Source organism: Peptostreptococcus russellii (assembly GCF_900110295.1).
Classification (GTDB): domain Bacteria; phylum Bacillota; class Clostridia; order Peptostreptococcales; family Peptostreptococcaceae; genus Peptostreptococcus; species Peptostreptococcus russellii_A.
This window is the reverse complement of sequence record NZ_FODF01000003.1, coordinates 168,065-191,566: the sequence shown is the minus strand read 5'-3', so window position 1 is coordinate 191,566 and position 23,502 is coordinate 168,065. Positions and strand designations below refer to the sequence as shown.

The 23,502-nt window shown below is 30.7% G+C and carries 18 protein-coding genes; 3 read left to right on the top strand and 15 right to left on the bottom strand.

Annotated elements, in window-relative coordinates; translation table 11 throughout:
* The 5 genes from rlmD to BMY82_RS03360 all read right to left on the bottom strand — a co-directional run.
* Positions 1-1,338, bottom strand: a 1,338-nt coding sequence (rlmD, locus tag BMY82_RS03380) for a 23S rRNA (uracil(1939)-C(5))-methyltransferase RlmD (protein WP_091974645.1), incomplete at its 3' end; no start/stop codon positions are given.
* A 32-nt stretch (positions 1,339-1,370) separates the two neighbouring features.
* Positions 1,371-2,159, bottom strand: coding sequence for a pseudouridine synthase (locus BMY82_RS03375; RefSeq protein ID WP_091974643.1), 789 nt, complete (start codon positions 2,157-2,159; stop codon positions 1,371-1,373).
* 128 nt (positions 2,160-2,287) lie between these two features.
* Positions 2,288-3,169 carry an Hsp33 family molecular chaperone HslO gene (hslO, locus tag BMY82_RS03370; RefSeq protein WP_091974641.1) on the bottom strand — a complete coding sequence of 294 codons (882 nt, stop codon included), beginning with the start codon at positions 3,167-3,169 and terminating at the stop codon, positions 2,288-2,290.
* Between the two features lie 18 nt (positions 3,170-3,187).
* Positions 3,188-3,955 carry a class I SAM-dependent DNA methyltransferase gene (locus tag BMY82_RS03365; RefSeq protein WP_091974639.1) on the bottom strand — a complete coding sequence of 256 codons (768 nt, stop codon included), beginning with the start codon at positions 3,953-3,955 and terminating at the stop codon, positions 3,188-3,190.
* 332 nt (positions 3,956-4,287) lie between these two features.
* On the bottom strand, positions 4,288-5,481 hold the full coding sequence (locus BMY82_RS03360) for an L-serine ammonia-lyase, iron-sulfur-dependent, subunit alpha (protein WP_091974637.1): 1,194 nt from the start codon (positions 5,479-5,481) through the stop codon (positions 4,288-4,290).
* Between the two features lie 408 nt (positions 5,482-5,889).
* Between BMY82_RS03360 and dapA the strand changes: the two genes are divergently transcribed.
* Positions 5,890-6,774 carry a 4-hydroxy-tetrahydrodipicolinate synthase gene (gene dapA, locus BMY82_RS03355; protein ID WP_091974635.1) on the top strand — a complete coding sequence of 295 codons (885 nt, stop codon included), beginning with the start codon at positions 5,890-5,892 and terminating at the stop codon, positions 6,772-6,774.
* Positions 6,775-6,848: 74 nt separating this feature from the next.
* On the opposite strand, the gene BMY82_RS03350 is transcribed toward dapA, so the two are convergent.
* The 3 genes from BMY82_RS03350 to BMY82_RS03340 form a co-directional block, all read right to left on the bottom strand.
* Positions 6,849-7,058, bottom strand: a complete 210-nt coding sequence (locus BMY82_RS03350) for a hypothetical protein (protein WP_091974633.1) — start codon at positions 7,056-7,058, stop codon at positions 6,849-6,851.
* 134 nt (positions 7,059-7,192) lie between these two features.
* Positions 7,193-8,620, bottom strand: coding sequence for a cell wall-binding repeat-containing protein (locus BMY82_RS03345; RefSeq protein WP_180366717.1), 1,428 nt, complete (start codon positions 8,618-8,620; stop codon positions 7,193-7,195).
* A gap of 915 nt (positions 8,621-9,535) precedes the next feature.
* On the bottom strand, positions 9,536-9,892 hold the full coding sequence (locus tag BMY82_RS03340; protein ID WP_091974629.1) for an ArsR/SmtB family transcription factor: 357 nt from the start codon (positions 9,890-9,892) through the stop codon (positions 9,536-9,538).
* A 362-nt stretch (positions 9,893-10,254) separates the two neighbouring features.
* On the opposite strand from BMY82_RS03340, the gene hpt reads away from it, so the two are divergent.
* Positions 10,255-10,800, top strand: coding sequence for a hypoxanthine phosphoribosyltransferase (gene hpt, locus BMY82_RS03335; RefSeq protein ID WP_091974627.1), 546 nt, complete (start codon positions 10,255-10,257; stop codon positions 10,798-10,800).
* Positions 10,801-11,022: 222 nt separating this feature from the next.
* Here hpt and BMY82_RS03330 read toward each other — a convergent pair whose 3' ends face one another.
* The 4 genes from BMY82_RS03330 to pepF form a co-directional block, all read right to left on the bottom strand.
* Positions 11,023-12,327, bottom strand: coding sequence for an L-cysteine desulfidase family protein (locus BMY82_RS03330; protein WP_091974625.1), 1,305 nt, complete (start codon positions 12,325-12,327; stop codon positions 11,023-11,025).
* Between the two features lie 253 nt (positions 12,328-12,580).
* Positions 12,581-14,512 carry a sigma-54-dependent Fis family transcriptional regulator gene (locus BMY82_RS03325; protein WP_242938899.1) on the bottom strand — a complete coding sequence of 644 codons (1,932 nt, stop codon included), beginning with the start codon at positions 14,510-14,512 and terminating at the stop codon, positions 12,581-12,583.
* A gap of 34 nt (positions 14,513-14,546) precedes the next feature.
* Positions 14,547-14,720 carry a hypothetical protein gene (locus BMY82_RS09435; RefSeq protein ID WP_180366716.1) on the bottom strand — a complete coding sequence of 58 codons (174 nt, stop codon included), beginning with the start codon at positions 14,718-14,720 and terminating at the stop codon, positions 14,547-14,549.
* A 37-nt stretch (positions 14,721-14,757) separates the two neighbouring features.
* Positions 14,758-16,545 carry an oligoendopeptidase F gene (gene pepF, locus BMY82_RS03320; RefSeq protein ID WP_091974623.1) on the bottom strand — a complete coding sequence of 596 codons (1,788 nt, stop codon included), beginning with the start codon at positions 16,543-16,545 and terminating at the stop codon, positions 14,758-14,760.
* 221 nt (positions 16,546-16,766) lie between these two features.
* Between pepF and BMY82_RS03315 the strand changes: the two genes are divergently transcribed.
* Entirely contained in the window at positions 16,767-17,285 is a 519-nt protein-coding gene (locus BMY82_RS03315; protein WP_091974622.1) for a Gx transporter family protein, read from the top strand.
* A gap of 115 nt (positions 17,286-17,400) precedes the next feature.
* Here BMY82_RS03315 and nrdF read toward each other — a convergent pair whose 3' ends face one another.
* The 3 genes from nrdF to BMY82_RS03300 form a co-directional block, all read right to left on the bottom strand.
* A complete protein-coding gene (gene nrdF / locus BMY82_RS03310; RefSeq protein WP_091974668.1) occupies positions 17,401-18,408 on the bottom strand; it encodes a class 1b ribonucleoside-diphosphate reductase subunit beta in 1,008 nt (335 codons plus the stop codon).
* Positions 18,409-18,464: 56 nt separating this feature from the next.
* Positions 18,465-20,579 carry a class 1b ribonucleoside-diphosphate reductase subunit alpha gene (nrdE, locus tag BMY82_RS03305; protein ID WP_091974620.1) on the bottom strand — a complete coding sequence of 705 codons (2,115 nt, stop codon included), beginning with the start codon at positions 20,577-20,579 and terminating at the stop codon, positions 18,465-18,467.
* 356 nt (positions 20,580-20,935) lie between these two features.
* Entirely contained in the window at positions 20,936-23,440 is a 2,505-nt protein-coding gene (locus BMY82_RS03300; protein ID WP_091974619.1) for a L,D-transpeptidase family protein, read from the bottom strand.
* Positions 23,441-23,502 lie beyond the last annotated feature (62 nt).

The window sequence follows — 23,502 nt, the reverse complement described above, 5'->3', positions numbered from 1 at the left end:
TACTGTCTCACAATGTGGTGTATTTGGGAACATATCCATTAGTTTTACTTTTTCTATCTTGTATCCTCTTTCTTCAAATTCAACAAGGTTTTCTACCAAAGATTTTGGGTTACAGCTTACATAAACTATTTCTTTTGCTCCAAATTCAGATATATCTTTCACACCATTTCCCATTATTCCTGCTCTTGGTGGATCTACTATTATTAGGTCCGCCTTTTCAGGAAGGTTGCTGACTACCTTAGCAACGTCTCCAGCTATAAACTCACAGTTATCTAAACCGTTTAGTTTAGCATTCTGATTTGCTGCCTCTACAGCTTCCTCTACTAGCTCTATTCCGTAAACTTTTCTTGCAGTCTTTGCCATTAGCTGACCTATTGTTCCTGTTCCACTGTATAGGTCAAATACTACTTTTCCATCACCACTATTACCTGCAAAGTCTCTCGCTATTTCATAAAGCATTTCTGCACCCTTTGTATTTGTTTGGAAGAATGAAAATGGAGATACTTTGAACTTCAAGCCCAATACTTCTTCATTAAAGTAGTCTCTTCCATAAAGAACTCTCAACTCATCACACTTTACAGCATCTGCTAAGCCATCATTTATAGTGTGAAGTATACTTACTATTTCATTGTTTAACTTTAGAGATTTTAATAACTCCACATATTGATCCATATCAAAGTCTATCTGTGATGATGTTACTATATTTATCATCAATTCTCCAGTATTTTCACCTTTTCTAATTACAAGGTGTCTTAAATATCCTTGATGACTAAAACTTCTATAGTATGGTATTTCCTTTTCTTCAAAGAAGTCTCTAGTTTTTGTAAGTATTTCTATAAAATCCGAATCTACTAATCTACAGTCATCTACTGTTATTATATCTATAAATCTTCTTGTTTTGTGCATACCAAGAGATAGAGGACCATCTTTTACTTCATCTCCAAATGTAAATTCCATCTTGTTTCTGTATTTTGTTTGAGATGGACTTCCCTGTATTCCAAGATATTCAAATCCTGTTAAATTCTGTGCTTTAAATAATTCCATTACCTGATTTTCTTTTATTTCAAGCTGCTTTTCATAAGGTATTGAAAGTATGCTACAACCTCCACATTCTCTGAAGTGTCTACAAGTTTCTGCAGTTTCTATTGATGAAGCTTCCAAAAGTTCAAGCATTTTTACTTCTCCACTATCACTTCTAGATTTTTTTACTACTGCCTTTACTTTTTGACCAGTGATTCCACCCTTCATTTTTATTCTCTTGTTATCATATAAGGATCTAGTAATTCCTCCGAATTCCATTTTTCCAACTTCAAATTCTATAATATCTTTTCTTTTCATTAATTACCCCTTTATATCAGTCAATTTAAGATTTAGTCTATCTTTTCAAGAAGTTCTATTTCCTCTTCTGTTAGCTCTCTATATTCTCCAAGCTCTAAAGATTCGTCAAGACATAGTCCACCCATCTTTACTCTTTTTAGGAAAATAACTTCTTTCCCTACTGCTTTAAACATTCTTTTTACCTGATGGAATTTTCCTTCGCTTATAGTTACATTAATTTCACATAAGCCTTCATTATTGTATTCTATAGCTTCTTTCAATTCATCTAGGTCTATTCCCATATTTTCACTTAGTTCTTCTATTTCTACTTTTTTTAGAAGTTCTAATTCTGCTGGTTTAGTAGTATAGCCTTCTCCAATATCTATACCTTCTTTAAATTCTTCTATATCTTTACTGCTAACTATACCTTTTATAATTGCATAGTATTTTTTAGGTACATGCTTCTTAGGAGATAATACCCTATGACTTAGTTTTCCATCGTTAGTCAATATCAATAGACCTTCAGTATCTTTGTCCAGTCTTCCTACTGGAAATGGCTCAAAGGCAAGATATTTTTCATCTATTAAATCTACTACTGTAGGATCATTTTTATCAAATGTAGACGATACATACCCTGCTGGCTTGTTTAGCATAATATATATAAACTCTCTATAATTTACTTTTTGTCCGTTAAAAAGTATTTCATCCTTTTCAGGATCAACGTGATCACTGGACTTTTTCATTTCTTTTCCATTAACTATTACAGCACCTTGTCTGCATAGTTTCTTTATTTCATTTCTTGTTCCATAACCAAGATTTCCCAGTAGCTTGTCTAGTCTCATAATCACACCTCTTTTTCTAATAAGAAACTAAATATACACAATAAAAGGCATATTTAGTTTCTTAATTTTTATACATTTTTTCAATATTTTTCTTTATCTATTTGCTACTAAATATATTATATCTAGTTTTATTTATCTATTTCTTCATAGATTTCTTTTAATTCATCTTCTGTAAAATTGTATTTTGAGTTGCAGAATTGACAGCCTACTTCAGCGCCCTTATCTTCATCTATTATCGCTTTTAGTTCGTCTTTTCCTATTGCTGCAAATACCTTTGATACTCTTTCCTTCGAACAATCACATTCAAATCCAATTTCATATTTATCAAGTATCTTTGGAGCAAGGTCTTTTAATACTATTCTCATTATATCTTCTGGAGTTAGACCTTCGCTAAGCATTTCAGTTATTGACTTTAAGTTAGAAATATTTCTTTCAATAGTTGAAATTGTTTCTTCTGAAGCATCTGGCATCATTTGGATAATAAATCCACCTGCCTCTTCTACTTCATCAGCTTTTGTAAGTACGCCAAGTGCTACTGCTGAAGGAGTCTGCTCCGATACAGTAAAGTAGTATGTAAAGTCTTGTGCTATTTCTCCACTTACTATTTCATATTCTCCATTATATGGTTCTCTTAGACCTAGGTCTTTAATCACCTTTATTGTTCCTTCATTTCCTACTGCTCCTGCTACATTAAGTTTTCCATTTGGATAGTTTTCAACTTCTACTGCTGGATTAGTTACATATCCCTTAGCCATACCATGTGCATCTGCAGTAGTGATTATACTTCCTATTGGTCCACCACCCTTTATTATTACGCTGACTTTATCTGAACTATTCTTCATCATTAGTCCCATCATTGATGTTACTGTAAGTGTTCTTCCTAGTGCAGCAGTTGCAACCTTAGTAGTATTGTGATAGGCTCTTGCTGCCTCTACCATATTTCTTGTTGTAGCAAAAAATGCTCTTGCTTCATTATTTCCTGTTGTTACTCTTAAACAATAATCTTTCATCTTTTATCATCCTTTCTTTTATCTCTTTATTGCACTGAAGAATATTCTTTCTGAATCATCTTTGGCTTCTTCCATTGTAAAATCTCCAAAGATTTCTATTTCTTTAAATCCTACTTTTTCAAGCATTTTCTTTATTTCATTTTCTTTATAGGCTCTCTGTTGATGTCTCTCTCTATATCTCTCATAGACATTGTCCTCTTCTTCGTCATCTACTTCTATTTTTACAAAGAAGTCTAGATCCATGTCTATTAACTGCGTTTCATCATCATATACATTAGTCCACATATATGAAAGTTCTTCTCTACTTTCTCCCATAAAGTTGTTTCCCAATACATTCTTTATTTTGTAATATGAACTTATATCAAAAAGAAGTATCCCCTCTTTTTTCAAAAGTTCATATGACTTGGCAAAGACCTTTTTTAAATCATCAGGAGATGTTATATAATTGAATCCATCACATGCACACAATACACAATCTAAATCATACAGATCAAAATCTAAATCAACTATATCCTGCTGTAAAAGTACTAGTGGAATCTGCACTTCTTCAGATTTATTAAATGCAACATCAAGCATTTCTTCAGAAATGTCTATTCCTGCTATATCATATCCTTTTTGAGCTAGTGGAAGTGTTATATTTCCTGTTCCGCAAGCAAGTTCTAAAATATTTTTCACTTTTATTTTCTTATGTTCTATTATATTCTCTATATGTTTTACCCATTTTTCATAATCTACATCATCCATTAATTCATCGTATATATATGCAAAACTTCCGTATTGTTCCATGGAAATACCCTCCTAGATAATTTTATTCCTGAACTATTTATTATACAATAAAAGTCCCTTCTTTTACAATTTTTATATCATTTTTTCTATAAGTTATTCTTAACTATCAGAATATAGATCTATACTCCTATTTCTTACTCTTTTAATACTATTTACTACTATGCAAAAGGCAAAAATGGCTTTTATATACAAATTTATATACTCTGTAATCTTGTTAAATACTTAAATACAGAGTATATAAATATAAAAGAAGGTATATCAAAAGATATACCCTCCTTATTATATATCATATTTTTTCCAATTGATACAATTAAATCTACTAGAGTATGCTATTAGCATTCAAACCACTTAGCAAGTCCACCCTTAGAAGTTTCTCTGTACTTGTCCATAAGGTCTTTTCCAGTTTCTCCCATAGTTACTGTAACTTGGTCAAATGATATAGTATGTTCACCTTCTGTATTTAAAGCATACTTAGCTGCAGATACTGCTCTTTCTGCTGCCATTGCATTTCTTTCTATACATGGTATCTGAACATATCCATAAACAGGGTCACAAGTCATTCCTAGGTGATGTTCAAGTCCTATTTCTGCTGCGTATTCTATCTGTTCTAAAGTTCCACCAAATAGGTAAGCTGTTCCTGCTGCTGCCATTGCACATGCAGTTCCAACTTCTGCCTGACATCCTGCTTCTGCTCCAGATATAGATGCATTAGTCTTTACAAGGTTTCCTATAAGACCTGCAACTATCAATCCTTCTATTATCATCTGCTTTGTATATCCATTGTGTACCATTAGTGAGAAAAATACTCCTGGTAATACACCCGCAGCTCCACATGTAGGTGCAGTAACTATCATTCCACCTGATGCGTTTTCTTCTGCTGCTGCAAGAGCAAATGCATAGTCAAGGTTAGTATAGTCCTTATTTGCAAGATACTTCTTGTAGAAGTTTGATGCTCTTCTCTTTAAATGAAGTTTTCCTGGTATTATTTCTCTGCTTTCAATACCTCTATCTACTGCTGCCTTCATAGCGTCTGCTATATCATCCATGTATTCTAGGAAGTCATCATCTTCTATATCTAATACATACTCAACGAAATCCTTATCGTTTTCTCTGCAATAAGCGATTATATCATCTAGCTTATTGTGTTCATAGTATATCTTTCCATCTGGCTGATTTCTCTTTCCTTCCTCTGCAAGAGTACCACCACCTACTGAGTATACAGTCCATGGGTTGCTTGCATTTCCATCTTTGTCTATGGCTTCTAACATCATTCCATTTGGATGGTATTCCGGATTTATGTCTGCTCTCCAAATTATTTCAACATTCTTTGGAGCAAACTCCTTTTCTATTATATAGTCTGTTAAATGTCCCTTTCCTGTAGCTGCCAAACTTCCGTATAGTGTACATCTGTAGCTTTCAGCTTCTGGGTACTTAGTCTTATATCTCTTTGCTGCTCTCTGTGGTCCCATAGTATGAGAACTTGATGGACCGCTTCCTATTTTGTATAGTTCCTTTAAAGAATCCATTTCCTTCCTCCATTTTTTATTGTTTTTTAGTTTTTTATTTTGCCAATACAATTATAACATAAAAAAAAGGCTTTTTTACTAATTTTTCAATTAAAACATCTTATTTCCAATGTTCTTCTTTTTTTTATATATTCTATATTCTAATAATTCAGAAAAACTCTCTATTACTGAAAAATCAACAACATTTACTTTTAAAGTTATTATTTTTATATTTGTATATATACCCTATTTTCTTATACTCTATCTATATTTTATGACTTTTTATATCATTTGAAAAAAGTAATTAATGTGTATTATACTTAAAATAGGGTATAATATAATTACAAATAATTATAGAAATTAAGTTTGTAACTATTTAGTAGAATTAGTTGCTTATTTTTAAAATAATATAAAAAAGGAGATTTTATTATGATACTTAAAGCTTGTGCAGTCAATTTAGTGACTCCATTTACAGATACTAATGAAATAGATTTTTCTGTTCTTGAAAAAATTATAGATAAACATTTAGATAGCGGTGTTTCAGCAATTGTTCTTGGAAGGTCTACGGGAGAATTCCAAACTATGAATGATGATGAGATTATTTCTATTCTTGATTTTACACTTAAAAAGATTAACAAGAAAGTTCCAGTTCTTATACAGACAGGATTTAATGATATGACAAGATCAGTAACTCTTTCTATAAGAGCTAAGATGAGTGGCGCAGATGCTCTTATATTGTCTGCCCCATATTACAATAAAACAAACTCTCATGGTTTGTTAAACCATTTTAAATCAATTATGATGGCGGTAGCAATGCCTTGCTTTATCGAAAATGATCCAGATAGATGTGGCTATGATATTCCTATTGATGTAATAGTTTCACTTTCAGAACTTGGAAATTTAAGTGGTGTTATAGAGTCATCTGAAGATATAAATAGATTCGGAAAACTTAGATCTTCACTTCCAGCAGATGTTTCTATTATATCTGGTCTTGATAAAATGGTAATACCTGCCCTTTCATTAGGTGCCAATGGATATATTTCAGTTCTTGCAAATATTTGGAACAAAGAAGCCGTAGAAATATTTGATTCTTTCAATTCTGGTGAAATTTCCAAAGCAAGAGAATTATTCTATTTTATGTATCCTATTATGGAATTAATGGAATTAGAACCAAATCCTATAGCTATTAAAACAACAATGAATATGTTGGGCTATGAAATTGGAGAATTTAGACTTCCACTAGCACCTATGGATCCTGACAAGGCTGCTAAGGTGGTTAATCTATTAATGGATATGAGTATTATCTCAGTATAGTCCTTAATAATACTTAGAAATTGAAAACCGACACAAGATATCTTGTGTCGGTTTATTTTTATTTAGCTTAATTTTTAGTTTAATCTTCTATTTCCATGAACTCTTTTGTTATATTCTCTACTTAATTCTCTAGCAAGTTCATCATTCATCTTTAATTCAAGTTCAAAAAAAACTTGGTCTTCAAAGATTTCACCATACTTTTCAATGGCAATTCTCTGCTTTTCTTCTAAAATATCATCTGCATCTCTTAAGTAGCTATTTATCTTAAATTTCTTATTATCCATGTCTCATCACTCCTTGTACTAGGGTCTTCTAAATAATCACTATACTAAATTATATAGCTTATTTTAGAAAATGCAAGACATTTTTCTTCTTTAGAAATTTTTTTTAAAAAATCATTGTTTTTATTGGAAATATTCTATTGCTTTCCTATTAATCCACTAAGTAACTTAGCTATTAAATCATTTACCTTTTGATTTGTTGCTGCACTGATTTTATCAGCTGCAGGTTTAAGTGCTTCATTTCCTGGTTTTCCTAAAATTGCACCTAAAAGCTTTTCATACTGCTGTAATTCCTTTTTAATTTGATCTATCTTTGCTTTCAATTGAGCTAGTTCAGTAGCTAACTGACCAGATGACGGCAAGTCTTTGCTAATTGTATCTAACAATTTTTCAAGTTTTTCTAGATTACTTGCTGTATCCTTTATATCTCCTGAGTTAACTAAATTCTTTAAGAAGTCTATTATCTTCTTAACTGTTTCTAGTGAGTTTTGGATTTGTGGTTTTAATTGCTTAATTTTTTCTATTATTCTTTCTAACTCTTCTATATCGTCTTCTACCTTATTTCCGAAGTCTTCCATATCCTGTAATAATTGTTTTTGTTCTTCTGTAAGCCCTGCTGTGTCGAAGTCATCTCCTACAGATGATTTTACAGTTGGAGAGATTCCCTTTTCTATTACCATAGATGCTGTTTCATCACTAATTGAATTAACACCACCTACAAATATAACCTGTTCTACCTCTCTTGCCTTTCTAATTACATCATAGTATGGATACTTTTGTACTGGCATAATAATTGCATCATCTGATACAACTAAATTTGTAGCTGAAAGAGCATCTGCAAAATTATCTCCACTTACTACTGCCATTGTTTTTGGATTTTTTACCTTATTTGAAATCTTTACTGCAGTTTCAAATCTTGATACTCCATAGATTCTTTCTCCACCATTTTGAGGAATTGTTCTAGATCCACCAAAAGTATATTTTACTGTTGTTCCTATTGGCGCTGTATAGCCCTTATCTCCATCTACTAAAAGTAGACCACAGTCTTCTTGCTTTAGTAGAGCAGAAGCTGCCAAGGCGTCTGTATAGTTATTACCACTTGCTACACCTACATATGAATAGCCAGCTCTTCTCACAGCGTTCTTAGATGTTTCATATCTATTTATACCGCTTATTCTTTCTACATTAAAGCCTTCTTCTTTTAATTTATTTTCAAGGTCAGCTGATATAGAACTAACCCCTCCCATTAAGAATACTTTTTTAGCATTTCTTGATTTAAGAATATCTACAACACTATAACTTCTTCCATCTGTAAGAATTGTCGCCGCATCAAATTTATTGGAAATATTAACCGCACTTAGAGCATCTGGAAATCTTTCTCCACTTGCTAACACTACTGTTTTACTATCATTTCTTTTTGAAACATATTCAGATGTAAGATATCTGTTTTTACCAGCTATTCTTTCATAACTGCTATATGCAAAAGAATTTACAGGCAATGCTTGAAATACTGCCGAAAAAGATATTATACCAGCTAATGCCAAGGAAATTATTTTTTTATTCATACATTTCACTCCTTTTCCCATGTTTTATATTATATTATAATAATTTTCACTCAAACTATTTCGATTTAGTTTGATTTTGTATGTTTTCTATATAATAAGTAGTATATACAAGTTTTTAAAGTTAGTCAATAACGATAAAACCACAGAAACATCAATGTCTCTGTGGTTTAAAAATTTTATATAATAGATTAACTTTTATTTAAGGCATACTAAATTCTATCAGTTTACTTTAATAATATTAAACTTATTTTCACTGTATGTTTTACAGTTTTCTAACTTATTTCAAATTAAACAGTTAAAATAACAATACTGCACTTATTTGTGCAAAATATTGAAAGAAGATTAAACTCATCTAGTATATGTCTTTTCTAAATTTCTTTAATCTTTTGCTCCCCCTATTTCAATATTTATTCAATATTGTTTTTTCTTTCATTTATATGATTAGTGCTTTTGTAATCAATGCCTATTTAATTCAGTTCGATTTATATTTTTTTATATTACAATTCAATATTTACACCTTTTCATATAAATTTCAATCAGTATATAAGTGAATTACATACAATAATTGTGTAACATAACAGTATATTCCAATTATCAAATATTTCTTATAAAACCATACACATAAAATTATTTATCATTTTGCATTTATACCCTTTATAAATAGTAGTCAAAAAGAAACTCATTAACATCTAAAAATTATATGTTTACACGTCAAAAAGACTATATACCTTACAGCCTTAAATCAATTAGAGTTTTCAATTTTTATAGAGTGTTTATCTTTATAAATATAAAAACCACTCTAAATTATTACTAATTCAGATGAATTATTTTGTTAGAGCAAAATTACACTTCTATTACTAGTAAAATTATACAAATGCAAGCTTCAACCATTCTCAATTACATGGTAATCTTTAACTATAGACTGTAATTTTTGTTTACTCTTACTGAGTTGTCCTCATTAGCCTTTTGAGTACTCTTTATCATACAGTTTATCACTCTATTTGCTTCTTCGCTTTCAACTGTATATATTATTTCGTTCCCTCTTCTGTCGCCTGTTACTAGTCCAGCTGTTCTTAATTTTGCTAAATGTTGAGAAACAGTAGACTGTGGTATCCCAAGTGCAGAATAAATAGTAGAAACGTTACAACCACCATTTTCTATTAGTTCCTTAACTATACATAGTCTTACAGGATGAGCGATTACCTTTAATATATTTGCATATATCTCATACTGTTCAGGACTTACATATGTTTCTGAGTTTATTTCGTTCATTTATCAATCTCTCCTTCTGCAAAATCGACACTAAATTATAATAGTAGGCAATTTTACTCTAACACTTTATTGAACTTAAATCAATATATTTTCAAAAAATTCATAAAAAATTTTTCAAATCAATTTTAAGAAGTTTTTATATGTTTTTTGCCTAAAATACGCCTTACATCTATATATTATAATCTTTGAATATATATGTCAATAGATAAAATGATTTCTATTAAAATTTAATATATTTTTCAGAAAATATCCTGAAATATATTTTTTGTCATATTTTTATAGTAAAAAGATGATTTTGTGATATAATAAAAGTTACTTATATAAATATTCAAGCACATAAGTGTGGAAATTTGGAGGATTAAATGAATATAGAGGAAAGAAAATGGGAAGTTATGCTAAGCGAGTCTGATCTTAAAGAAAGAATCGCTGAAATGGGTAAAGAGTTGAAGAAGGACTATGATGGAAAAAATTTACTTGTTATCGCTCTTTTAAAGGGTAGCTTTATCTTCTGCGCCGATCTAGTAAGAAGCATTGATATTCCTCAGCTTAAAGTAAACTTTATGACTACTTCAAGCTATGGAGACGGATTTTCTTCTGCAGGAAAGGTAAAAGTTCAATCCGATATTACACTAAATGATATTACAGATTACGATGTTCTTATCGTTGATGATATAGCAGATACTGCAAACACTATGGATTTTGTAGTTAAGCACATCACTAAGAAGAATCCTAAGAGTCTTAAGACTTGTGTTCTTCTTGATAAACCTAGCAGAAGACAGGTTGATTTTGTTCCTGATTACTGTGGATTTTCGATAGAGGACAAATTTGTAGTAGGATATGGATTTGATTTTGAAGATCGATATAGAAATGTTCCTTACATATTTAACGTAACAGATGAATTGCGTTAATATCTCACTATAAAAGAAGGTATGCACTGAAAAATTTCAGTGCATACCTTTTTTATTTTTAAATATCCTAGACTTTTATTATTTTATTATACTGACTTTAAATTATATATAAACCTTTCTCTAACAGTTTCTCATATAAAACTACATAAATGCTGTGTGTATGTTTTTATACCATCCCTAATACATAACAATACTTCTGATAGAGAAAGATTATATGCTTTATTACTGTACTTTGTTCATATCATTCATTACATCTAATATTATCTTATCAGTATAGCTCATTCCCTTGTCACTTACTCTTCCAAGATTTCTTATAGTTACGTCTACACTTTCTGAAACTATACCGTTTATTTTTTCTGCATAATTTCCATTCTTTGCTAATAGAGCATTTCTTATTGCAGAGGCTGCTGCTGATGAAAGCTTAAGAGCACATCCAGATTTTGCTCCATCACATATCATACCACTTAGGTCCGCTACTGCATTTTTCACAGCACCAGATATTTCTTCTATACTTTCTCCCATTAACCATGCTATACCTGCTGTGGAACCTGTAGCTGCTGCTACTCCACATCCACACATTGCAGATAATCTTCCTGTGAAATTCTTTATATATGCAGTAGTTAAGTGTGATATAGCTAATGCTCTACATAACTTTTCATCTCCTTGAGGGAACTTCTGATTGTATGCTACTATTGGAAGAATTGCTGTCAAACCATGATTACCACTTCCGTTTGAACTCATAACTGGCATATCAAGACCTGCCATTCTAGCGTCTGAAGCTGCAGCTGTAAGCATCATAGCATTATTTATTATATCATCAGAAAGTAAACCTTCTTCAAGACCTTGCTTTATTCCATATCCTGCACCAATACCTATTTTTCTACTTAGACCTTCTTCTGCCATTGAAAGATTCATATCAACTCCTTCTTTTAGGAATTTTATATCTTCATAGTCCATTTTTTCCACATTCTTTATTATTTCTTCAAGACTTGCATCATCCATTATTGTTCTAGTAGAAGTATTTCCTGCTTCTTCCTTGTTATCCTTTTCTGAATCAAGTAAAACTTCACCATTTTTTTCAAGGTATATAAAGTTATCATGTTTTTTCTTTATTATAACCCTTGCTGAATTGTTTTCACCCCTAAACTCTACATCAATAAATACTTTTTCTGTTGTATCGGCTGGTGTTATTGATAATTTACCTTCATCCATAAGTTCTTCAGCCTTTTTTATATTTTCACTGCTTGTTCCTTCTAATACACTTAGTCCTTTTTCTGATTTACCTGCTACTATACCGATTGCAGCAGCTATTTTTAGTCCTAATCTTTCTGTTCCTGGTATTCCTACGCACATACCATTTTTGTATATACTAGGACTTACAAACATCTTATTTTCTTTTACTTCTTCATCTAATAGTTCCTTACATTTTGCACAAGCAAGTGCTAAGGCTACTGGTTCAGTACATCCAACTGCCGGCTTTACTTCTGCTTTTAACATTTTTACAAATTCATTTCTTAAATCTCTCATTTCTATACCCCCTATAAAAACTATAAACAATTTCTTCTAACTTATATAATGCAATTTACGTGCCAACTTTTTATATTTTTCTTCTAAGTATTGAAATTTCAAGATTTTCTTTTTTTAACAAAGAATTTTTATATTAAAAAAGAAAGTTATATTATCATATTGATATATAACTTTCTCATTTTGATACACTTTATATTCATTTTGATAAAATGGTTATATTGCAATATTTATATAAAAATTTTACCTTTTAATTTTAAAGATTATATTTCTTTATTTTTCTATAAAGAGTTGCTTTGGATATCCCCAAAACTTCTGCTACCTTGTCCTTATCATTTTTATAAGGTTTATAATAATCTAAGGCTTTTTTTATTTCATTTTTTTCTATGTCATCTAACTTCAAAAATACAGGCTTATCGCTTTTTTTCTTATTGTCTACTTCGGTATCTTTATTAATTATTGAACAAGAGCATACTATATTCTTGTTCACAAGGCTTCTTTCTGTATCCAGATTATCTTTTGGACAAATACTGCATTCCTTATCTAAAAAATTATTGTTGAAAGTTTTTTTAGAATGAATACTATTTCTACTTATTTTTAAGTTTTCTTCTTCTATCCTAAATCTGTTTCTTAGTATATTTATATCATTGATTATATTTCCATTTGTCATATTGATGCAAAATTCTATTACATTTTGCAACTCTCTAATATTTCCTGGCCAATTATATTCTTCTAACATATTTAATACTTCTTCTGAAACTCCAGAAATATTCTTATCTAGCTTTTTAGAGTACACTTTCACCATATAATCTACTAACAAGGGAATGTCTCCCTTTCTTTCTTTTAGACTTGGAAGTTCTATTGGCAAGACATTGAGCCTATAGTATAGGTCTTCTCTAAACATTCCATTTTTTACAAGTTCAGGAAGATTTTTATTGGTTGCAGATATTATCCTTACATCTACCTTTACCCCTGACTTCCCACCTACTTTTTGTATTTCTTTTTCTTGAAGCACTCTTAAAAGCTTAGCCTGAAGATGTATGCTCATATCTCCTATTTCATCTAGAAATATTGTTCCCTTGTTGGCTCTTTCAAACATACCTAGCTTTCCACCTTTTTTTGCTCCTGTAAATGCCCCTTCTTCATATCCAAAAAGTTCACTCTCTAAAAGTTCTTCTGGTATTGCAGCGCAATTAATTGTAATAAAGGGTCTATCACCTCTACTACTATGAAAATGAATTGCTCTAGCAAACATCTCCTTTCCTGTGCCGCTTTCACCTGTAATAAGAATCGTGGAACTAGATTCTGCTGCCTTTAAAGCATTTTTCTTTACTCTTATAATACTTTCTGATTCTCCGATTATATCATCTACTGTCATTCTATAATCTGTATTCATTTTATTATAGTTTCTTATGGCATCTTTTCTATCAACAAAATCTATAACAAATCCCTTTAAATCTTTTTTATAATAAATTTTGTTTATATTGTATATTCCCCTTACATTTGCAGATTCTGAATAAAATGTACTGCTGTGTTTATTGCTTTTTTTAAGGCTATCAAATACATCATTACTAAAAAAATCTAATACTTTTGATATATCCATATTTCTAGGATCGTAATCTATATTGAAAAGTTTTCTAAATTTACTATTACAAGTATCTATTTTCCCTTTTTCATCCACAGAAACAACAGACTTATCCATACCGTCTATTACTTTAATCATTTTCTTTTTTTCTATATTATAGGCATAGGACTTGATTTCTGCCTTTAGATTTCCCGATATAAGACTCGCCATTTTTTCTATAAAAAGGACAAGCTCTTTTTCCCTACTTATTATACTTTCTCTTTGTTCTTCATCAAAAGCTATTAGCCCTATTACTCCATAACAGATACCATCTAGTATTATAGGGCAAGACATCTCTGCCTTCTCTCTACAAGAATCAAATTTATAACAGTGCCTACAGTATAGATTTTCTTTTGGATTATCTATTATCAAGGTCTCTTTTTCTTCAAAACATTTATTGAATACAGATTTTCCTGGAATTATTTCCCCTATCATCTCTTTATAACTTCCAGTTCCAGCTATTCTTTTCATCTCATCATTTACTATGGTTACATCTATGTTTATAACAAGAGAAATTGCCTCTGCAACTTTTTGTATTTCATTTTTTATTACATCAAGTTTCATATTTAGGACCTAGCCCCCTCACCTCCATAGCAAATCAGAATCTTCTTCTAGAACCTTCCCTATCTTCTAAGAAGTCATCGTTTCTAATTCTTATATCTCTTTTTATTTCTTTTAAAGTTACTAAAATCTTATTAAGTGTAATCTGAATAGATATTAAAATTACAAATAGCATAACTCCTGCTATTAGCTTAAAGTTGAATATTTCCATATTATCACCTTCAATTCAAATTTATCTATAATTAGTTTTAATCTTGAAGAAGTTCTTCAAGCTCACTAACTGTTCTATCAAATATCTTTAAAGCTCCGTCTACGGCTTCTTTCTTTTTCATATCTACCCCTGCTTTTCTAAGTAGCTCAAGAGGGTAATCTGAACCACCACTTTTCAGAAAATCAATATATCTTTCAACTGCACCTTCTTCATTAAGAATTTTGTCGCTTAAAACAGATGCTGCAGAAAATCCTGTTGCATATTTATAAACATAGAAATTAGAATAAAAATGTGGTATTCTCGCCCATTCTACACTGCTTAATTCATCAACTATACAAACCTGACCATAGTATTTTTTATTTAGATCAAAATACACCTTATTAAAATCTTCAGCAGTCATTGGATTTCCTGCTTCTACATTTTCATGACATATTTTTTCAAACTCTGCAAATAAAGTCTGTCTATATACTGTTGTTCTATACTGTTCTAAATAATAGTTTAAATAATATATTTTTTCTTCCTTGCTCTTTGCATTTTTTAGAAGATACTTTATAAGTAATATTTCATTTACTGTTGAGGCTACCTCTGCTACAAATATTTTATAACTTGAATCTATGTAAGGCTGATTTGTATGAGATAAATAACTGTGCATAGAATGTCCAAGTTCATGTATAAGTGTGAACATAGAGTTTAGGTCATCTGTATACCCCATTAATATATATGGATGTGAATCGTAGCAACCCCAAGAGTAGGCTCCACCCTTTTTCCCTTCATTTTCATATACATCTATCCATCTTTCTTCAAATGCTTTTTTAATAAGATTTACATAATCTTCTCCCATTGGCTTTAAAGCTTCTAGTATAATTTCCTTTGCTCTTTCAAATGGAATATCCATCTTGAAATCCTTAGCCATAGCTACATACAAATCATACATATGTAATTCTTCTAGATTAAAATATTTCTTTTTAATTTCAAGATATCTATTAAGACTTCCAATATTTTCATCTACTGATTTTATCAAATTATTATAAACCTCTACACTAATATCATCTGCAAATAGCGATGCTTCTAATGCTGAATGGTATTTTCTAGTTCTAGCATTAAATATTTCTCCCTTTATAGCTGCAAATAATGTAGATGCCATTGTATTTTTATATTTTTCATATGTTGAAAATTCAGCTTCAAAGGCTTCTTTTCTTACTCTTTCATCCTTGCTTTTAATATATGTTGAATAGTTAAAATGATCTAGTCTTACCTTATTCCCTTCCTCATCTTTAATTTCTGGAAATTCCATATCTGCAAAACAAAGCATTTCATATGTATTTTCAGGAACATCTGTCAACTCTGAAACTGCTGCTAGTAATTCTTCTTCCTTCTCACTTAAAGTATGTGGCTTCATTCTTAATATTTCATCTATCATTCTTTTGTATGGAATTAGTCTCTCATCTTCCATATATTTATTTAAAGTCTTTTCTTCCATTCCTAATATTTCAGGAATTATAAAGGCTGTTGCCTTGCTATACTCACTTTCTACCATTTCTGACTTTGTAGAGTCTGCAAGATTTTCATTTATTCTAGTATCTTCATGGTGTTTCATATGAGTGTATGTATATAGATACTCAAGCTTTCTTGAAGAATCTTCCATTAACTTTATAACATTATAAAAACTGTCTACTGACTCATTCATCTTAGATTTATACTTTTCTATTTCCTTATAGCTCTTTTCAATATATTCTATATCTTTTTCTATTTCTTCCCTAGATTGGTACATTTTTTCCAAATCCCACTTAAATTTATTATCTATTTCTTTTCTATTTCTTCCCATATTGCACCTCCTGTTACTCTTATACTCTATAATATCATAATTTACTTAACTAATTCCAAAAATTGTTCTTTATTTGCTAGCTCTGTTAAATTAATATTTCTTGATTAATAAGAGAAATAATATTATTATTATAGTTGATGTTATTTGTTTATTAGATAATCATTATCATAACCATATAACATCTTAATTTTGAATTTTAAAGGAGGCTTTCGTTAATATATATGAAAAAAACAAATACAAAAAAGTTGATTTTGTTAAGCCTTATGGTTGCCTACAGTCTTGCACTATATATATTGGAAACTTTTATTCCAAATCCCTTGCTAGTAATTTTCCCAGGTGCCAAATTAGGTTTAAGTAATATAATCACTCTTATATGTTTAATAACATTTGGATTTAAAGATACTTTCTTCATACTTACAGTAAGAATTATTTTGTCTTCAATTTTCGCTGGTCCTATGTCCACACTGTTATTTAGTATTGCAGGAGGCTACTTAAGTCTATTGGGAATGTTTATCGCAAGCAAGGTGCCTGGATTTTCAAATATAGGTATCAGCCTTGTTGGAGCTATTTTACACAATATAGGCCAGCTACTTATGGCAAGCTTGATTATTAAAAATATCTCTATTATGACCTATCTTCCATTTATGCTAGGAGCATCTTTACTGACTGGTGTATTTATAGGTATCGTTGTAAACTATGCTCTAAAAACAAAATTGTTTAAAAATCTAAAATTAGAATAAACAAAAAATGCGTAACAGATGTCAAATCTGTTACGCATTAAAGTCTAACCTTTTGTGGTTACCTCAAAAAGCTCTGTCTTTTTCTTTAAAGTATATTTTAAATTCAATAATCTATTTAATTATCCAACTCTGGAAATATAAAATCATCATCTTCTAGTTCTTCATATATTCCCTTTTGATATCCATTCCCTTTTGTAGAGAAGAAATCATGAGTTTTCGTTTCTGTACTAAGTCCATTTAAAACTATTGCATTTACTGGTTCTACCTTGTAAAATTCTTCAAAACCTAAATTTGTAAGTGCTGAGTTTGCATTATATCTCAAGAAATTAATAACTTGTTCTTCAAGACCCGTTCCCTCATAAAGCATTCTAGTGTATTTTTCTTCATTTTCCATTAATTCTTTTAAAAGCTCATACACTTTGTCTTTTAATTCATTTTTATCATCATATGAAAAAGAATTTAGCTTTTCCTGTGCTAAAAGACCTATATATTTTCCATGAAGTGATTCATCTCTAAGTATTAAAGATATTATCTCCCCACTTGAAATCATCTTTCCCTGCCCAGCTAAGAATAATGGATAGAAAAATCCACTATAAAATAAAAAACTCTCTAGAAAAACACTTGTTGCCATAGACATATATAGACTTTTGTCATCATCTGTGTTTTTATACTGTCTAAGTACTATTCTAGCTTTGTTCTGCAAAAGTTCCTCTTCTTCAATCCATATAAAAAGATCATCTATTTCCTTCTTGGATAAAAGAGTTGTAAATATATTGGAGTAACTCTTTGCATGAATTTCTTCCATTGTTCCCATAAAAGAAAGAACAGCCTTTCTTTGAAAATTATCTGTTAAATCCATCATCGATGGTATACCATCATTCCCCTGTTTTGTATCAAGCAGAGTCAACCCTGCCAAAACTCTTTTATAAAGAACTCTCTCCTTTTCAGAAAGCTCATTCCAACTAGGTATGTCTTTAGATACTGGAACTTCTTCTGGAAGCCAAAATTGCTTGACATTTTGCTCCCAAAATGCCTGGGTAAAGTCGTCATCTTCTGTATCCCAATTTACAGCTTTGTGCACCTTATTTACTTCATCTACTTTTTCTTTTTTATATATACTCATTTTATCTACCCTTTCCATATCTCTTAATTAGCCTATTTAATTTTATCTATTCCATTTTATACAGAACAAGACACACATTCATTGTTTAACTCTCTAAGCATCTTTGTTCTAGTATAATATAGGCTTTTTAAACCTTTTTTGTAAGCATAAATATAATATCTTGCTATATCTCTTGTAGTTTTATCATCTGTTACAAATAAAGTCGTAGATATTCCCTGATCCACATGTTCTTGAACAGCTGCCACTACATCTATTACCTTTAACATATCTGTATTATAGGCACTTTTATAAAATAATAAATTCTCATTTGTTAAAAATGGCATTGGATATATTGTAGTTGAATCTCCGTAAATTCTCACTTCAATCTGTTCTGTTATAGGCATTATGGAAGAAGTTGAATTTTGCACATAACTTATACTCTGTGTCGGTGCAACTGCCATTAGATAGGCATTGTATATGCCATTTTCCTTTACTTCATCTAACAATTTTGCCCAATCCTCTTTAGTAGGTATTTCCATACCTTCAAACAAAGCTGTTACCTTTTCGCTCTTTGGCAGATAGTCCACTTTATAGTATTTGCCTAAAACATCACTTGCAGCTCCCTTTGCATATTCAGATTTTTCAAAGCCATAAAAAGTTTCCTTTCTTTCTTTGGCAATATTCATTGAGCTTCTAATTGCATAGTATCTCATCATCGCAAAAAATACACTACAAAACTCAACTGCTTCTTTTGATTCATAAACTATATTATTACTCATCAGATAACCATGTAAATTCATTGCTCCAAGACCTATTGAATGACTTTTATCATTTCCGTTTTTTACAGTAGGAACTTGATGAATATTAGTTCTATCACTTACATCAGTTAAAAATCTTATAGCTGTATCTACTGCTCCATCCATATCTTTGTTTTTCATTATATTTGCAATATTTAATGAGCCTAGATTACAACTTATATCTTGTCCCCAAACACTATCCTTTGAACCGTATCCTTCAATCTTTGAAGGTACTTGGTACTGGAATATCTCACAACATAAATTTGACATTCTTATCATACCTAAATCTTTTAAAGTATGGTTTCTATTAGCTGTATCTATAAAGACTATGTATGGATATCCACTCTCCATTTGAGTTGCCGCTATCCTTGTAAGCATTTCTCTAGGATTTATTTCCTTTTTTCTAATATCTGGATCTGCAACTAATTTATCATACCACTTTTCCATATCTAAATCATCTAAGTGAAGACCATATTTTTTAAATATAGAATGCGGATAAAAGGCATATCCAATTTCATTTTTCTCTGCCAACTTCATAAATACATCTGGAATTATTGCACCTATAGATAGCGTAGCTAGTCTTACCCTTTCATCAGCGTTTATTTTCTTTGTATCCATAAGGCTCTCAAAGTCAGCATGAAGTACATTTAAATATACTGCACCAGCTCCTTGTCTAGCTCCCATTTGGTTAAAGTAACTAAAGCTTTGTTCCAGCATTTTTGCAACTCCAACTACTCCACCACTAGCACCTTCTATTCCCTTGATAGATTCGCCTCTAGCTCTTAGTCTTGTAAGGTTTAGTGCTACTCCTCCACCTATCTTAGAAAGGTGATTTGCAGAAGATACAGCATAACTAATACCTTCACAACTATCTTCTACTGTAACTAAAAAACAACTTACTAATTGACCTGCTCTTTCTCTTCCAAGATTAAGAAATGTAGGTGTAGCTGGCTGAAATTCTTGTCTTATAAGCTTTTCTGCCACTGTTTTAGCAACTTTTTGATCTCCACTTGCTATTGCCAATGAACAGATTAATATTTTATCTTCATAGCTTTCTAGTATATATTTCCCATCATCAGTTTTTAGTGCATAGTTTTCATAGAATTTACTTGCACTCATATAAGATTTAAATTCAAATCCGAAGCTCTTTATATACTCACTTAATTCTTTTATAAATTCCATAGAGTATTTCTCTATTATTTCTTTTTCGTAATAATTATTTTCTATTAAATATTTTATTTTTTCTTCCTCAGAAGAAAACTTCATACTTCTATCATCTATTGAATCTTCTAAATAAGCATTTAAAGCTTCTTTATCCTTTTCTAGCTGATATCTACCATGTATGTCTCTTACTATTACCTCATTATTCAGCTCAATGTACTTTGTATCGCTCATTTTTTTCTCCTTTTCATAATCCCCTGTTAATTAATTCTATCTTCTACCAATATATCTCTATATTATCACATAATAAAAAGTATGGTTTCGCACCCTGAAGATATTTCTTATCAAACCGAGTACTTACTGCATACTTTTAATCACATACACTGGTTATCATATTTTCACTTTCTAAAGAAATTTTATTAATTATTCTTCCAAAATATTTCAAAAAACCTTGTCTATAAGAATTAATTTTAGATATATTTATTATACCCAAAAATAGAAAAAATACACGGTTAAAAATCAATATACTGATTTTTTTCCGTGTATTTTTATGGTTTAAATACTAAATATAGTGTTATTAAATATTCTCTTTAATAGTGGACAACTACTGGCATACCTTCCTTAGATAACTTGTATATTTCTGCTACCTTGCTGTATGGAGTGTTTATACATCCATGTGATCCAGCATATAGGTATCTATTTCCGCCATAGATTGGTTGCCAACTTGCGTCATGAATACCTATGTTACCATTAAATGGTATCCAATATGATACTGGTGACGCGTATCCTGGTCCTCTTAAAACAGCATTTCTTGTCTTATATGTAATAGGATATATTCCAGGAGGTGTTGCATCTCCCTGATTTGGATTTCCTGAAACTATTGGTGTTTCAACAATAGCTTTTCCATCTCTTACAAACCACATATACTGTTTAGATAAGTCTATTTCTATAAATTCATTGCCTAGGTCATTTTTATCTCTAGACATTGCTGTTTGCTTATATAGAGGTTTTCTATTTTCTACATCTTTTCCATTTTGTATTATTTTTACTAGCTCGTCAGTTTCGCCATCTCTGTCGATAAGCCAACCATATACTCCACCGCTTACCTTTAGATTTCCACCTGTTGACGCTGATGGTATTACTCTTGTATCTCCATAAGTTGAATATTTTCTACTTAAACTTCTTACAAAATCTCTAACTTTTTCTTTATTAAATTTTACCTTGTAATCATTTTCTGAATCTACATCAAACATCTTGCTTATTTCTTTTCCATCTAATGTATACTTTTCATATCCAAAGTCATATACAACCTTCATACCTGTATACTTTTTCATTTCTGCAATTGCTCTTTTGATTCTTGGGTCATCAGCCTTATTCTTCTGTGGCTTATAAACACTATTTGGATACTTTGTATTTAAAGCTTCAGACTTCACTGAATCACTTACAAAATTTACAACTTTTGATTCAATAGGTGTGCTTCCAAGATCGCCCTTGTCTACTACCAAGTCTTTCTTCTTTTCATCATATCTAGGATATGCACTTACTGGAGCCTTTACATATTCTTTCTTGAAAATATTAAAATCTTTTACTTTGTCTTTTAACTTAGATTCATTAATTTCAACATTCAATTTGCCATCAATTGTTTCATCATTAAATAAAGCCAGTGGCCATCCTAAGAATCCTTGTTGCTTCTTCACTCTCTTGGCACTTCCATCTTCAATATATCTCATATCGACATCTTTACCTGAAAGTTCATCTTTTACATTATTTCTACCTTCAATTATTATCTTGTATCCCTCGACTCTTTCTTTTGCCAATTCATCTACCTTTGCCGGAGTCATAAAGCCTACATTCATTCCATTTACCTTTGTATTTACAAAGAATCTATTATAGAATACAACGCATCCTAAAACATATACTACAACAACAGCAATTCCTAAATACTTAAAGAATTTCTTTATAAAGTTCTTAAATCTTCCCTTACGTTCTCCTTTTTCATATTCATACTCTTGCAGATATTCTTTGTCGTTGATATCTTTTTCTCTTATATCTTCTGAAGTTTCTTCTTCATTTGATACTTCATCTGATGATTCATCAGGCTCAGTTTCTTTTTTATTGTCTTCAACTGTTTCTTCTTCGACTCTTTCATCTTCGTCCGATATCTTGGGCTCATTATTTGCATTATCTTTTTGAGACTTTAGCTCTGCAAGTTTTTCCTTTTTTTCTCTTTCAATCTGTTCTCTCAGTCTTCTTTCTTTTTCCTTTTTTGCTTCTTTCTTATCTACTACTATAGCATCTGACTCAGATTTTTTAGCGGAATCCTTATCAGATAAAGTTTCTTGATTGTCTTTCTTTACATCCTTATCTTCCACTTTACCTACCTCTTTTTCCTTGAGTTTTTCTTCCTTTTCTTTTCTAAGTTGCTCTTTTCTCAGCAGTTCTTTTTGTCTTTGTGCTTCTTTTTCGAGCCTTTTTTGTATTTCCTTTTCTTTTTCTTCAATTCTTTTTCTTTCTTTTTCTGCCTCTAACCTAGATTCAGCGACCTTTACAACATCTTTGAATGGTGCATCTTCTATATTAAGCCTCTTTATTTCATTTATATTCTTTTCTGGCTTAATTTTTTCTATTTTTGTTGAACTTACAGCTTTTTCAACATTTTGACCCTCTTCCTCTGCAGTATGTATATCATTTACTGTAAGAACGTCTTCTTCTGCTGGCAAACCTTTCTTTGCTCTATTCTTCTTTCTCTCGTAATACATTCTTTCATCTTCAACTGAAATTATTCTATCAGCAGTTTTCATCTTTTGAGCTTTTGCCACCACAGTGTCACCCTCTTCGAAAGATGCACTACTAAAACTTTTACAAAAATCAATATCTTGTGCAGAGTTCTCCACTTTCCTATTATTATTCTCTATCTTGGAATCTCCACTTTTCACTTCATTCTGTTTTGGTTTTTCCTTTTTAGGAACCTCATCCACAATTTCTGTTTTTTCTATTTTAACGTCAGTAGATTTGGCCTTATTCATCCCAAAAAGAAGTCTTCTTCTCTTTCTCTTGGCTTCTTTTTCGAGCCTTTTTCTAGCAACTCTCGACATTATTACTCCCCTTTAATGGTAATATATTTAATGATTACTCTATTATAATAATAAGAGATAAC

What these genes read in the sequence shown, in the direction of transcription:
- BMY82_RS03375 (WP_091974643.1), bottom strand. Translation starts at nt 2,159, where the DNA reads ATGAGACTAGACAAGCTACTGGGAAATCTTGGTTATGGAACAAGAAAT.
- hslO (WP_091974641.1), bottom strand. Translation starts at nt 3,169, where the DNA reads ATGAAAGATTATTGTTTAAGAGTAACAACAGGAAATAATGAAGCAAGA.
- BMY82_RS03365 (WP_091974639.1), bottom strand. Translation starts at nt 3,955, where the DNA reads ATGGAACAATACGGAAGTTTTGCATATATATACGATGAATTAATGGAT.
- BMY82_RS03360 (WP_091974637.1), bottom strand. Translation starts at nt 5,481, where the DNA reads ATGGATTCTTTAAAGGAACTATACAAAATAGGAAGCGGTCCATCAAGT.
- dapA (WP_091974635.1), top strand. Translation starts at nt 5,890, where the DNA reads ATGATACTTAAAGCTTGTGCAGTCAATTTAGTGACTCCATTTACAGAT.
- BMY82_RS03350 (WP_091974633.1), bottom strand. Translation starts at nt 7,058, where the DNA reads ATGGATAATAAGAAATTTAAGATAAATAGCTACTTAAGAGATGCAGAT.
- BMY82_RS03345 (WP_180366717.1), bottom strand. Translation starts at nt 8,620, where the DNA reads ATGAATAAAAAAATAATTTCCTTGGCATTAGCTGGTATAATATCTTTT.
- BMY82_RS03340 (WP_091974629.1), bottom strand. Translation starts at nt 9,892, where the DNA reads ATGAACGAAATAAACTCAGAAACATATGTAAGTCCTGAACAGTATGAG.
- hpt (WP_091974627.1), top strand. Translation starts at nt 10,255, where the DNA reads ATGAATATAGAGGAAAGAAAATGGGAAGTTATGCTAAGCGAGTCTGAT.
- BMY82_RS03330 (WP_091974625.1), bottom strand. Translation starts at nt 12,327, where the DNA reads ATGAGAGATTTAAGAAATGAATTTGTAAAAATGTTAAAAGCAGAAGTA.
- BMY82_RS03325 (WP_242938899.1), bottom strand. Translation starts at nt 14,512, where the DNA reads ATGAAACTTGATGTAATAAAAAATGAAATACAAAAAGTTGCAGAGGCA.
- BMY82_RS09435 (WP_180366716.1), bottom strand. Translation starts at nt 14,720, where the DNA reads ATGGAAATATTCAACTTTAAGCTAATAGCAGGAGTTATGCTATTTGTA.
- pepF (WP_091974623.1), bottom strand. Translation starts at nt 16,545, where the DNA reads ATGGGAAGAAATAGAAAAGAAATAGATAATAAATTTAAGTGGGATTTG.
- BMY82_RS03315 (WP_091974622.1), top strand. Translation starts at nt 16,767, where the DNA reads ATGAAAAAAACAAATACAAAAAAGTTGATTTTGTTAAGCCTTATGGTT.
- nrdF (WP_091974668.1), bottom strand. Translation starts at nt 18,408, where the DNA reads ATGAGTATATATAAAAAAGAAAAAGTAGATGAAGTAAATAAGGTGCAC.
- nrdE (WP_091974620.1), bottom strand. Translation starts at nt 20,579, where the DNA reads ATGAGCGATACAAAGTACATTGAGCTGAATAATGAGGTAATAGTAAGA.
- BMY82_RS03300 (WP_091974619.1), bottom strand. Translation starts at nt 23,440, where the DNA reads ATGTCGAGAGTTGCTAGAAAAAGGCTCGAAAAAGAAGCCAAGAGAAAG.